Consider the following 12,490-nt stretch of genomic DNA (forward strand, 5'->3'; position numbering starts at 1 on the left):
GGGGCCTGCCGCGGGCGTCCGGGCTCGGGCTGTAAACTGGTGGCAGATTCCTCCGTCGTGGCACCGCCCGGGCACGTCCCGGTGCTGGGCCGCGGCCCCGTCAGCTTCTCCGAGAACCCGTGAATCGAGGCAATTCGTGGAGATCCTCCAGATCGTCCTGCAGGTGCTCATCGTGGTCACCAGCATCCTGTGCATCATGTTCGTCCTGCTCAACAAGGGCAAGGGCGGCGGTCTCTCCGACATGTTCGGCGGCGGCATGACCCAGTCGCTGAACACTTCGGGGGCCGCGCAGAAGAACGTGGTGCGGATCACCACCGTGCTGGCCATCGTGTGGGCGCTGTCCATCGTGGGCTACGCCCTGCTCCTGCGCTTCAGCGCACCGGTGGCCTGAGCGCACCGGACCGGTGGCACGACAACGCCGCCCCCGACCGGGAACGGTCGGGGGCGGCGTCGTCGTGACGGGGGGGTGCTCAGTTCGGCGTCGGATCCTCGGGCACCCCGGGCAGGGCGTCCTCGGTGACGAGCCACAACGTCTCGTGGACACCGCGCACGGCGCTTCCGGGTGCTTCCACCGGGGTCGCACCGGGACGCCGCACCGCGGCGAGGGCCCCCGCCTTGGCGGTCCCGGAGACCAGCAGCCACACGCGGTCGGCGGAGTTGATGGCCGGCAGCGACAGTGTCACGCGCGTGGGCGGCGGCTTGGGGGAGTCCGCCACGGCGAACACGGTCCGGTCCGAGCGCAGCACGTCCTGCCGTCCCGGGAAGAGGGACGCCACGTGCGTGTCCGGCCCGAGGCTCAGCAGGGCCACGTCGAAGCGGGGCAGTGCGCCGGGGGTGCCCTCCATCTCGGCGGCCGCGGCGAGCTCCTCCCGGTAGTCCTCGGCGGCCGCCGCAGCCGTGTCGATCTCGTCCGACCCGGCCACGGGGTGCACGCGGTCCCAGTCCAGCTCCAGGGAGTCGTCCCACGCGTCCGCGGCCTGCACGCCATTGCGCTCGGAGTCCGCCCCGGGCAGGAAGCGTTCGTCGGACCACCACACGTTCACGCGGGACCAGTCCACGGCCTGGACCTCCGGCTGCCGGGCGAGCTCCTCGACCACTCTGGTGCCCATGCTGCCGCCCGTGAGCAGCAGGGTGGCCTCACCGCGCTCGTCCTGCGCGCTCTCGAGAACCTCCAGGACGCGGCGCGCCGTGTCGCGTGCGAGCCGCTCGGCGCCGTCGTGGGGCACGAGACGGGGTTCGGGACGCTCCCGGCCGTTCACGCGCCGTCCTCTCCGGCGCCGGATCCCACGACGCAGCCGGGCTGGGCGCGCCGCATGGCGCCCGGCTCCTCGTCCGGCACGGCGGGCGAGTCCTGGGCACGGTCCCCGGCCGCGGACAGGGCCTCGTCGAGGGACGTGGTGACCTCCGTGCCGTCGGCCGAGCGGGTGGTGATCCGTGCGCTGGCGAGACCGCTCGTGATCACCTCGCCGTAGACCTCGTCCGCGTCCAGGCGCCGCAGCTCCTCCGCGAGGCAGGCGTTGAGGTCCCGCACGGGCATGGCGATCTGCTGCTCGGGCTGCCCCGGCTGGGTCAGCACCGCGACGGTGCGTCCGGGGCGGTCGAGCTCCACCACGCCGTCGTCCGTCACGAGCGCCACGCGGTCCAGGGCGCGGCGGGACTCGTCACCCACGATGGTTGCGGGGGCGTCGAGCTTGCTGGACAGCCACACGCCCAGCAGCAGCATGGACGGGGCCACGGCGGCGCCCTCCAGCACGATCTCGCGGACGGCCACCGGGCCCACCTGGTCCAGCACGGCGGCGAGCTGCACGCGCCAGTTGGTGACCCGCGTCCATGCCAGGTCCGTGTCACCGGGGGTGTACTGCCGGGACAGCTGGGCGAGCGAGGCGAACGGATCATCGGCGCGGGCCGAGTCCGTGATGCGGCGGTGCGCGATCCGGCCGATGGAGCTGCCGCTGGGGTTCTCGGGGAAGTCGTGCGGCCACCACGCCACGATGGGCGCGTCCGGCAGCAGCAGGGCGGAGACCAGGGTTTCCTTGGGCTCGGCGAGATCGCCGTAGCCGTGCAGCAGGATGACCTCGGAGGCCCCGGCGTCCCCGCCCATGCGCAGCTGGGCGTCCAGACGGGTCTCGTCCGTGGCAGAGTGCGCCACGTGCACGATGATCCGGCACGGGTGCTCGTGGCTCGCGTAGTTGGCGGCCTCCACCGCCATCTCGGAGTGTCCGGCCCGTGCCAGGATCACGAGCGTGAGCACGCGTCCCAGGGTCACCACGCCGTTCTCGTCCCGCAGCTGGTTGAGCTTCTTCTCGATCCTGGCCGCGGTGGTGTTCTCCATGTCGACTATCACGGTCGCCTCCAGACACGTCCGTCACGGGCCATGAGCTCGTGGGCGGCTGCGGGTCCCCAGGACCCTGGTTCGTAGGGTTCGGGCACGATCCGGTGCTCGGCCCAGTACTGCTCGAAGGGGTCCAGGATCTTCCAGGACTGCTCCACCTCGGAGTGGTCCGGGAACAGTGGGGGCTCGCCGAGCAGCACGTCGAAGATGAGCCGCTCGTAGGCCTCCGGGCTGGACTCCGTGAACGCGTGGCCGTAGCCGAAGTCCATGGTGACGTCCCGGATCTCGGACTGCGTGCCGGGAACCTTGGAGCCGAAGCGGATGGTCACTCCCTCGTCCGGCTGGATCCGGATCACGATCGCGTTCTGCCCGAACTCCCCGTGGTCCGTGTCCCGGAACAGCAGGTTGGGGGACTTCTTGAACGCCACGGCGATCTCCGTGACGCGCCGCCCCAGCCGTTTGCCGGCGCGCAGGTAGAACGGCACCCCGGCCCACCGGCGGTTGTTGATGTCCACGCGCAACGCGGCGAACGTCTCCGTCCGGGAGTCAGCGGGGATATCGCTCTCCTCGTGGAAGCCCTTCACGAACTCGCCGCCCTGCAGCCCGGACGTGTACTGGCCGAGCGCCGAGTGCTCGCCGAGGTCCTCGGGCAGCACCACGGACTCCAGCACCTTGGCCTTCTCCCGGCGCAGGTGGTGGGCGGAGAAGGACGCGGGCTCCTCCATGGCCGTGAGCGCGAGCAGCTGCAGCAGGTGGTTCTGGATCACGTCCCGGGCCGCTCCCACACCGTCGTAGTACCCGGCGCGGGAGCCGATGCCGATCTCCTCCGCCATGGTGATCTGCACGTGGTCCACGTACCGGGCGTTCCACAGGGGCTCGAACATCTGGTTGGCGAAGCGCAGCGCCAGGATGTTCTGCACCGTCTCCTTGCCCAGGTAGTGGTCGATGCGGAACACGCTGTCGGCGCGGAACACCCGCTCCACGATCGCGTTGAGCTCCCGGGCGGACTCGAGGTCGTGGCCGAAAGGCTTCTCGATGACCACGCGGCGCCAGCCCGTGCAGTCCTCACTGTCCGCGAGGTCGTGGTCGGCAAGCTGCTGGCACACCACCTCGAACGCCTTGGGCGGGATGGACAGGTAGAACGCGTGGTTGCCACGCGTCCCGCGGTCCCGGTCCAGCTCGTCGAGGGTCTGCGCGAGGCGGTCGTACGCGTCGTCGTCGTCGAACTCGCCGTGCACGAACCGCAGCCCCGAGGCGAACTGGTTCCACAGGTCCTCGTTGTAGGGCGTGCGGGCGTGCTGGGTGACGTTCTCCTTGACGTACTCCGCGAACTGGGCGTCGTCCCAGTCCCGCCGCCCGAAGCCCACCAGCGAGAACGCCGGGGGCAGCAGGCTGCGGTTCGCGAGGTCGTACATGGCCGGCAGCAGCTTCTTCTTGGCGAGGTCGCCGGTGACCCCGAACAGGACCAGCGCCGAGGGTGCGGCCACGCGGGTCAGGCGCCTGTCGTTCGGGTCCCGCAGGGGGTTCTGGTGTGAGGTGTCGGGCACGGGGTTCCTGTCCGGTCGCAGTTCGGTGGAGGAGGGCTCAGAGCGCCGGGGCGACCTCGAGCAGCTGTGCCACCCCGGCCGCCCGGTCCGTGAGGCGCAGCCGCAGCACGGGACGGTCGTGCTCCGCCAGCACCGCGGCGTCGCCGTCCGCCTGCGCGCCGATCAGCTCGCCGAACGTGAAAGGGATGCCGGGGATGTCCACGTCCGTGCCGGTCGCGGCCGTGATCTGCAGGTACACGCCCTGCGCGGGGCCGCCCTTGTGGTACTGGCCCGTGGAGTGCAGGAAGCGCGGCCCCCACCCGAAGGTCACGGGACGTCCCGTGCGCCGCGCGAGCTCGTCCCGCACGGACTCGAGCTGGGGCCAGCCCAGCCGGTCGAAGTACGCCTGGACGCTCACGTAGCCGTCCTCCGGCAGCCGGGAGAGCAGCGACGCGAGGGCGTCCCGCACGGTGGTGGCACCGCCCAGCAGCGCCTCGTCACCGCGGATCTCGATCGCGCCGTCCGTGGCGGCTGCGGGGGAGGGCTCGGGCGAGGCCGCGAGCAGCTCGCGCGTGGCGGCCTTCGCGGACTCCACGTCCGGCTGGTTGTAGGGGTCGATGCCGAGCAGCCGCCCGGACACGGCGATGGCCACCTCGAAGGCGAGCATCAGCCCGCTCAGCGAGCCCGCCACGCGCACGCCCTGCTCTGCGGTGAGGTCCATGGCGTCCTCGTCCACGAGGGAGACCACGAGCACGTCGGACGCATCCGAGGTGAGCTCGGGCGCGGACCCGTCCACGACCACGGGCAGCACACCGGTGCCGGACTTGCCCGTGGACTCGGCGATCAGCTGCTCCGCCCAGTCCGCGAAGCCCACGAAGGGCGCGCCCTGGTTCACCAGGACGATCTTGTCCCGCAGGGGATCGGTGCCGCCCAGCGCCGCGCCGAGCTGCAGTCCCATGTTGTTCTCGTCGTCCTCGCGCAGCATCTCGGCGGCCTCCTCGGCGTGGTCGAGCAGGGCCGCGATGTCCACCCCGGCGAGGCCGGAGGGCACGAGCCCGAAGGCGGTGAGCGCGGAGAACCGGCCACCCACGTTCGGGTCGGCGTTGAAGGTCTTCCGGTAGCCCGCCTCGCGTGAGGCCGTGTCCATGGGGGATCCGGGGTCCGTGACCACCACGATGCGGGAGGGCGCGTCGATCCCGGCCTTCTCGAACGCCTCCAGGAAGACGCGACGGGCGGAGTCCGTCTCCACCGTGGACCCGGACTTGGAGGACACCACCAGTGCGGTGTGCTCCAGGTCCGTGAGGGCCTTGGACACCATCTCCGGGTCCGTGGAGTCCAGCACGAACAGCTCCACCCCTGCGCTGCGGGTGATCACCTCGGGGGCCAGGGAGGAACCGCCCATGCCCGCGAGCACGAAGCGGGTGACACCCTCCCGGGCGAAGTCGTCACGCAGCTCCATGATCTCGGGCACCAGCGGCCGGGACACGGTCGCAGCCTCGGTCCATCCGAGGCGCACGGCAGCCTCCTCCTCCGCGGCCGGGCCCCACAGGGTGGGGTCCTGGTCGAAGAGCTTCGACGCGAACTTCTCGGTGACCAGGCGCGGCACGTGGGTGTCGACGGCCTCGCGCGCGGAACCGGACGCCTGCAATGACAATGAGCTCACGGTGAGCCTCCTCGGACTGACGGTGTGGACGGTGGTGCGGGGCGCCGGGGCCCGGGAGCCTCGAGTGGTGTTCTCGGGGGCGGACCCCGGCGCGGTGCTGCCTGCCGGGCAGCGGGTGGTGCTCGGTGGGTGTGGGCTCAGCGGGCCTCGTCGAGCGCGGTGCGCACGGTGGCCAGCAGCTCGTCCCACGAGGCGTCGAACTTCTGCAGCCCCTCGGCCTCCAGCTGCTCCACGACCTCCTGGTAGGACACGCCCTGCTCGGCCACGGCGTTGAGCACGGCGGTGGCGTCCTCGTACGTGCCCGTGACCGTGTCCCCGGTGACCTCCGCGTGGTCGAAGGTCGCGTCCAGGGTCTTCTCCGGCATGGTGTTCACCGTGTTGGGTGCCACGAGCTCGGTCACGTAGAGGGTGTCCGGGAGGTTCGGGTCCTTGACGCCCGTGGAGGCCCACAGCGGACGCTGCGGGTTGGCCCCGGCGGCCGCGAGGCGCTTCCAGCGCTCGGTCTGCAGGGACTGCTCGTAGACCTGGTAGGCCAGACGGGCGTTCGCGAGCCCCGAGCGACCCTTGAGCGCCGCGGCCTCGTCCGTGCCCACGGCGTCCAGGCGCTTGTCGAACTCGGTGTCCACGCGGGAGACGAAGAAGGATGCCACGGAGTGGATGGTGGAGAGGTCCTTGCCGTTCTCGAGCGCCTGCTCCAGGCCCTCCATGTACGCGTTGACCACGCCGCGGTAGCGGTCCAGGGAGAAGATCAGGGTCACGTTCACGGAGATGCCCTCCGCGATGGTGGCGGCGATCGAGGGCAGGCCCTTCTCCGTGGCGGGGATCTTGATGAGCGCGTTCGGGCGGTCGATCGTCTGCGAGAGCTTCTGCGCCATCGCGGAGGTGGCGTCCGCGTCCTGGGCCAGGCGCGGGTCCACCTCGATGGACACCCGGCCGTCCACTCCCTGGGTGGCCTCGGCCACGGGGGCGAAGAGGTCGCACGCGTCACGGACGTCGTCCGTGGTGATGCGCAAGACGGCGTCGTCCACGGAGGTCCCGGCCGCGGCCAGCTCCGCCACCTGCTCGCGGTAGGACTCGCCGTCCGCGAGCGCGGCCGCGAAGATCGTGGGGTTGGTGGTCACACCCACCACGTTCTTGGTGTCGATCAGTTCCTGCAGGTTGCCGCTGGTCAGCCGTTGGCGGGACAGGTCGTCGAGCCAGATGGAGACGCCGGCGTCCGAGAGCTTCTGGGTGGGAGTGGTCATGTGTGCCTCCGGTTGAGGGTGTCGCGCGGCGCGTGTGCCGCAGCGGGGAAGGTGTGGCACCCGCGGGCGGGGACGTGCGCCCCCGCCCGCGGGATGGTTCCAGTGGGTCAGCGGGCGGCCGCGATGGACTCCTGCGCGGCCTCCGCCACGGCCTCGGCGGTGATGCCGAACTCGCGGTACAGCGTCTCGTAGTCCGCGGACTCCCCGAAGTGCTCGAGGGAGACGGCTCGTCCGGCATCGCCCAGGAGGTCGTTCCAGGACATCCGGATGCCGGCCTCCACGCTCACGCGGGCCTTCACGGCCGCGGGGATCACGGACTCCCGGTACTGCGCGTCCTGGGCGTCGAACCACTCGCGGCACGGCATGGACACCACGCGGGCGGCCACGCCCTGGGCCCTGAGCTGCTCGCGCGCCTCCAGCGCCAGGTGGACCTCGGAGCCGGTGCCGATGAGGACGACGTCCGGGGTTCCCTCGGTGTCCGCGAGCACGTAGCCGCCGCGGGCCACGCCCTCGGCGGAGGCGAACTTCTCGCCCTCGGCGTCCTGGTGCAGGTCCGCACGTGCGAGCGTGGGCAGGTCCTGGCGCGTGAGCGCGATGCCCGCCGGGTGCTCGTGGTTCTCCATCATGGTCCGCCACGCCACGGAGGTCTCGTTGGCGTCCGCGGGGCGCACGACGTCGAGCCCCGGGATCGCGCGCAGGGAGGACAGCTGCTCCACGGGCTGGTGCGTGGGGCCGTCCTCGCCCAGGCCGATCGAGTCGTGGGTCCACACGTAGATGGAGGGCACCTTCATGAGCGCACCCAGGCGCACCGCCGGGCGCTGGTAGTCCGAGAAGATGAGGAACGTGCCCGAGTAGGCCCGGGTCTGGCTGCTCATCACGATGCCGTTGACGATGGCTGCCGCGGCGTGCTCGCGGATGCCGAAGTGCAGCACGCGGCCGTAGGGGGAACCGGTCCACTTGGCGGTGGAACGGTCCTCAGGGATGAACGAGTCCGCACTGTCGATCGTGGTGTTGTTGGACCCCGCCAGGTCGCAGGATCCGCCCCACAGCTCCGGGAAGGTGTCCGCAATGGCGTTGATCACCTGGCCGGAGGCCTTGCGGGTGGCCACGGCCTTGCCAGCCGGGAACGTGGGGAAGGCGTCCGCGTAGCCCTCGGGCAGCTCCTGGTTCTTGATGCGGTCGTAGAGCTCCGCGTTCTCCGGGTGGGTGCCGCGCCACTGCTCGAAGGACTTCTCCCACTCGGCACGCTCCTGCTTGCCGCGCTCGGCCACTTCGCGCACGTGGGCGAGGATCTCGGGCTCGATCTGGAACGACTTCTCGGGGTCGAAGCCGAGAATCTCCTTGGTGGCCGCGACCTCGTCCGCGCCGAGGGCGGAGCCGTGGACGCCGCCGGTGTTCTGCTTGTTGGGGGACGGCCAGCCGATGATGGTGCTGAGCGCGATGAGCGAGGGCTTGTCGGTGACCCTGGTGGCCGCCACGACGGCGTCGTACAGCGCCTCCACGTCCTCCTTGTACTCGCCCCCGTTGCGCCAGTCCACGCGGGCGGTGTGCCAGCCGTACGCCTCGTAGCGCGCCAGGACGTCCTCGTTGAACGCGACGTTGGTGTCGTCCTCGATGGAGATCTTGTTGTCGTCGTAGATCACCACGAGGTTGCCGAGCTGCTGCGTGCCCGCGAGGGAGGACGCCTCGGAGGTGATGCCCTCCTGCAGGTCGCCGTCGGAGGCGATGACGAAGACGTGGTGGTCGAACGGGGAGGTGCCCTGGGCGGCGTCGGCGTCGAAGAGACCGCGGGTGTAGCGCTGGGCGTACGCGAAGCCCACCGAGGAGGCGAGGCCCTGGCCCAGCGGACCCGTGGTGATCTCCACGCCCGTGGTGTGGCGGTACTCGGGGTGGCCGGGAACCTTGGAGCCCCACGTGCGCAGGGACTCGAGGTCCGACATCTCCAGGCCGTAGCCGGAGAAGAACAGCTGCAGGTACAGGGTCAGGGACGTGTGGCCGGGGGAGAGGATGAAGCGGTCGCGGCCCGTCCAGCGGTCGTCCGAGGGATCGTGCCGCATGACCTTCTGGAACAGCAGGTACGCCACGGGTGCCAGGGACATGGCGGTGCCGGGGTGGCCGTTGCCCACCTTCTGCACGGCGTCCGCGGCGAGCACGCGGGCGGTGTCCACCGCGCGCGCGTCCTGCTCGGTCCAGTTCAACGGTTGATCAAGGTTCGGCACGGTGGCGAGCCCCTTTCCTGGGTGTGGGGTGTGCGGTGCGCCCGGCCGCCGCCGCGCGGCGGATCCGGAACGCGGGTTCCGCGCTCAACCTTAGTCCCGGTGGGCGGTGCGCGTCAGGGACGAGTGGCGCACGAGACTCCCGGGGCGGGCACCGGCACGCGCACGCCTGCACCCGCCGCTGCCGGCGGGGGTCGGCGGCTATACTGGTGACCGGGTGTCGGCGCGGGCACGGCTCGTCCCACCCCGGACACTCCCGCGGCCGGCGCGGGCCACCCACGTTCTTTGGAGCACTGATTCCGTGAACCACCTCGACACCGCCACGCACCCGGAGTCCTCCGGGTCCCCCGCGTCGCACCGGCACGGAGTGACCGGAACGCGGATCGCGGAGGTCGCCCCGGTGGGGTACGAGGGGCCCATGACGGCGGGCCGCAAGGTCAGGGCGTACGTGGCGCTCACGAAGCCCCGGATCATCGAGCTGCTGCTCGTCTCCACGATCCCCACCATGTTCTTCGCCCAGCAGGGCGTCCCGGCCCTGTGGCTCGTGCTCAACACGCTGGTGGGCGGCGCCCTCGCGGCGGGGGCCGCGGGGGCGTTCAACTGCTACATCGACCGCAACGAGGACCGGCTCATGCGGCGCACCGCCAAGCGGCCCCTCGTCACGGGCGAGGTCAGCGACCGCGAGGCCCTCGTGTTCGCGTGGGTGCTCTCCGTGGTGGCCGTGGCATGGCTCACCCTGGGGGTGAGCGTGCTGTGCGGCGTCCTGGGCGTCGTGGCCATCGCCCTCTACGCCGTGTTCTACTCGATCATCCTCAAGCGCCGGACCGCCCAGAACATCGTGTGGGGCGGGATCGCCGGCTGCATGCCCGTGCTCATCGGCTGGGCCGCCGTCCGCGGCACCCTGGAGTGGCCCGCGCTCGTGCTGTTCGCGTTCATCTTCCTGTGGACCCCGCCGCACTACTGGCCCCTGTCCATGAAGTACGCGGAGGACTACTCCCGCGCCGGCGTCCCCATGCTGGGTGCGGTGGACACCGCCCGCACGGTGGGCGCCCAGGTGGTGCTCTACGCGTGGGCCACCGTGATCTGCTCCCTGCTGCTCGTTCCCGTGGGTGGCGCGGGCTGGGTCTACGCGGTGATCGCGCTGGTCTCCGGGGCCTGGTTCACCTACCACTGCCACAAGCTCCACGGCCTCGCCCGCACGGGGCGGCCCACGCTGAAGCAGGCCATGTACGTGTTCCACGCGTCCATCGCCTACATCACCTTCGTCTTCGTGGGCGTGGCCCTGGACCCGTTCGTGGGCGGTCCCCTCCTCTGACACGTGGCCGCGTGGGGGCGCACGACGCCGCCCGGTCCGCCCCGCGGGTAAGGGTCACCTAAACTGGTGGTCATGCTCGCCATGACCTTCTCCGGCGTCACCGCCTACCCCGTGACCCCGCTCCTCCCGGGCGGGGCCCTCGATCTGGACAGCCTCGAGCGCAGCGTGGCCACCCTCGCGCGCAGCGGGGTGGACGGGATCGTGGTGCTCGGGACCTCGGGGCTCTTCGCGTACCTCGACGCCAACGAGCGGGCCGAGGTGGTGCGCACCGCAGTACGGGCGGCCGCGGGCTCCGGCACACCGGTGGGGGTGGGGATCTCGGCGGTCACCACCCGAGAGGTGCTGCAGCTCGCCTACTCCGCGGAGAACAACGGCGCGGACGGTCTCGTGCTGAGCCCGGTGAGCTACGTGCCGCTGGTGTCCCCGGAGATCGCGGACCAGGTGGAGACCGTGGCCTCGGCGGTCTCGCTCCCGCTGTGCCTCTACAACAACCCCTCCACCACCGGCTTCACCTATCCCGTGGAGCTCGCGGCGGAGCTCTCCTGGTTGGACAGCGTCGTGGCGTTCAAGGACACCGCGAGCTCGGGGCGCCTGTTCCACTCCCGGCAGCTGCTGTTCGCCCAGCAGGCGGAGCCGGGGACCGTGCACGGCGTGAGCCGGGACCAGCTGATCGTGGACGAGCACCCCGTGGCCGCGTGGCACAGCGGCATGGCGGCCCTGCTCGCTCCGCAGTTCGTGGCGTACCACCGTGCGGTGCTCGAGGGACGCGAGGCGGAGGCCGTCGCGTGGGCGGAGGCCCTGCGGCCGCTCATGCAGCTCATGGGCCGGGAGCGGCCCCTGTCGGTGCTCTACGCCCTGGCGGAGGTCTGCGGTGTGCGCACCGGGGCGCCGCGACGGCCGCTGCTCCCGATCCCCTCGCACGGGAAGCGGGCACTCGCGGAGGCCGTGGCCCGGCTGCGGGACGCGGCGCCGTCGTCCTCGCCCCAGCACGTGCCGGGGCCGCAGCACCCGCCGGTGCCGTAGCGGTCACCGGGGCCGTGGCACCCTCCGGGGCCACAGCAGTCGCCGGGGCCTGCCGGGGGTGACGGACGGCGTCTGGCGGGGGAGCGCGGCGTCGTCAGCGAACGGGCTGGACGTCTCCCAGTGGAGCCGTGGCGGCGCCGCCCAGATCCACGGGAGCGGCGTGCTCGTGCGAGTCGGCGGCCAGGTAGAAGCTGATGGACACCACGCGCGTGGCCGCCCAGATGAGGGCCGCGGAGAGCACCATGTGGAGGGAGACCGCGGGCACCGGGACCTGGTGCAGGTACTGGTAGTAGCCCACGGCACCCTGCGCCACGATCACCAGCGCCATGACCGCGTACGCGGTGCGCAGCACACGCGGCAGGGACTTCACGGTGCAGAGCACAATCCCCGCGACCACGGTGATCGTGAGCAGGTAGACGGGCACGGCGTGGGCGCGCGCGATGTCCACGGAGTCGAACGCGAGGCGCGCGCTGTCCTGGTCCCCGGCGTGGGGGCCGGTGCCCGTGACGAGCGTGCCCAGGTAGAGGATCACGGCGGAGATCAGACCGGTGACCACGGCGAGCGCACGGACGAGCTTCTCCTGGCCGTGGAGCTGACCGGGGCGCTGGTCGTGGGCCACCACGGAGAGACCCTCGCGCCGCGTGTTGAGCACGAGCAGGGTGGAGAGGCTGATCATGATCGCGGAGAGGAAGTAGTGCATGCCCACGAGGAGGGGGTGCAGGTCCAGGTGCACGAGCACGCCGCCCACCACGGCCTGGACGGGGATGCCGATCAGCAGGTACAGGGCGAGCCGGAAGAGCTTGGGGTGCGAGTGGCGCAGCCGCAGCACGGACACGAACGTCAGCACCGCCACGACCGTGAGCACGAAGGTCAGCAGCCGGTTGCCGAACTCGATGACGCCGTGGATGCCCATCTCGGAGGTGTTGGTCCAGGAGTCCGCCGTGCAGCGCGGCCACGTGGGGCAGCCCAGACCGGAGCCGGTGAGCCGCACGAGCCCCCCCGTGAAGACGAGCAGCGTGTTCGCCAGCAGGGACGCGATCGCGAGTCCGCGCACCCACGGGGTCACGGTGCGCGGCCACCAGAAGGAATCGGTGGCGAGACGGGGTGCGGTGTCAGACATGGCGGAGCATCCAGGGGCAGTCGGGACGGGACCCTCCCAGTGTAGCGACGT

The 12,490-nt window shown here is 71.4% G+C and carries 10 protein-coding genes; 3 read left to right on the forward strand and 7 right to left on the reverse strand.

Translation table 11 applies throughout. From position 1 onward, the window contains the following. Positions 1–136: 136 nt before the first annotated feature. Positions 137–391, forward strand: coding sequence for a preprotein translocase subunit SecG (gene secG, locus EAE32_RS07255; protein WP_121845420.1), 255 nt, complete (start codon positions 137–139; stop codon positions 389–391). 79 nt (positions 392–470) lie between these two features. On the opposite strand, the gene pgl is transcribed toward secG, so the two are convergent. The 6 genes from pgl to tkt all read right to left on the reverse strand — a co-directional run bounded on the left by pgl (position 471) and on the right by tkt (position 8,984). After that, positions 471–1,259 (reverse strand): 6-phosphogluconolactonase, encoded by a 789-nt coding sequence (pgl, locus tag EAE32_RS07260; protein ID WP_121864612.1) that lies wholly within the window; start codon positions 1,257–1,259, stop codon positions 471–473. Further along, complete coding sequence (locus tag EAE32_RS07265; RefSeq protein WP_243635617.1) at positions 1,256–2,344, reverse strand: glucose-6-phosphate dehydrogenase assembly protein OpcA; 1,089 nt, start codon at positions 2,342–2,344, stop codon at positions 1,256–1,258. Before EAE32_RS07265 ends, pgl begins: the two co-directional genes overlap by 4 nt. Continuing rightward, positions 2,341–3,879: a glucose-6-phosphate dehydrogenase gene (gene zwf / locus EAE32_RS07270; RefSeq protein WP_121845423.1), complete on the reverse strand. Its 1,539-nt coding sequence runs from the start codon at positions 3,877–3,879 to the stop codon at positions 2,341–2,343. Before zwf ends, EAE32_RS07265 begins: the two co-directional genes overlap by 4 nt. 37 nt (positions 3,880–3,916) lie before the next feature. Beyond that, positions 3,917–5,521: a glucose-6-phosphate isomerase gene (locus tag EAE32_RS07275; protein WP_121864614.1), complete on the reverse strand. Its 1,605-nt coding sequence runs from the start codon at positions 5,519–5,521 to the stop codon at positions 3,917–3,919. 137 nt (positions 5,522–5,658) lie between these two features. Further along, positions 5,659–6,765 (reverse strand): transaldolase, encoded by a 1,107-nt coding sequence (gene tal / locus EAE32_RS07280; RefSeq protein ID WP_121864615.1) that lies wholly within the window; start codon positions 6,763–6,765, stop codon positions 5,659–5,661. A gap of 107 nt (positions 6,766–6,872) precedes the next feature. Then, positions 6,873–8,984 carry a transketolase gene (tkt, locus tag EAE32_RS07285; RefSeq protein WP_121864616.1) on the reverse strand — a complete coding sequence of 704 codons (2,112 nt, stop codon included), beginning with the start codon at positions 8,982–8,984 and terminating at the stop codon, positions 6,873–6,875. A gap of 415 nt (positions 8,985–9,399) precedes the next feature. On the opposite strand from tkt, the gene EAE32_RS07290 reads away from it, so the two are divergent. Then, complete coding sequence (locus EAE32_RS07290; protein ID WP_121845440.1) at positions 9,400–10,296, forward strand: heme o synthase; 897 nt, start codon at positions 9,400–9,402, stop codon at positions 10,294–10,296. Positions 10,297–10,368: 72 nt separating this feature from the next. Next, entirely contained in the window at positions 10,369–11,319 is a 951-nt protein-coding gene (locus EAE32_RS07295; RefSeq protein WP_121845427.1) for a dihydrodipicolinate synthase family protein, read from the forward strand. Positions 11,320–11,413: 94 nt separating this feature from the next. Here EAE32_RS07295 and EAE32_RS07300 read toward each other — a convergent pair whose 3' ends face one another. After that, on the reverse strand, positions 11,414–12,439 hold the full coding sequence (locus tag EAE32_RS07300; protein ID WP_121864617.1) for a COX15/CtaA family protein: 1,026 nt from the start codon (positions 12,437–12,439) through the stop codon (positions 11,414–11,416). Positions 12,440–12,490 lie beyond the last annotated feature (51 nt).

Origin of the sequence: Kocuria tytonicola (assembly GCF_003687175.1) — a bacterium.
GTDB classification, from domain to species: domain Bacteria; phylum Actinomycetota; class Actinomycetes; order Actinomycetales; family Micrococcaceae; genus Kocuria; species Kocuria tytonicola.

Excerpts from the sequence above, each read along its gene's own strand:
- tal (WP_121864615.1), bottom strand. The coding sequence starts at position 6,765 with ATGACCACTCCCACCCAGAAGCTCTCGGACGCCGGCGTCTCCATCTGG.
- EAE32_RS07290 (WP_121845440.1), top strand. The coding sequence starts at position 9,400 with ATGACGGCGGGCCGCAAGGTCAGGGCGTACGTGGCGCTCACGAAGCCC.
- EAE32_RS07295 (WP_121845427.1), top strand. The coding sequence starts at position 10,369 with ATGCTCGCCATGACCTTCTCCGGCGTCACCGCCTACCCCGTGACCCCG.
- EAE32_RS07300 (WP_121864617.1), bottom strand. The coding sequence starts at position 12,439 with ATGTCTGACACCGCACCCCGTCTCGCCACCGATTCCTTCTGGTGGCCG.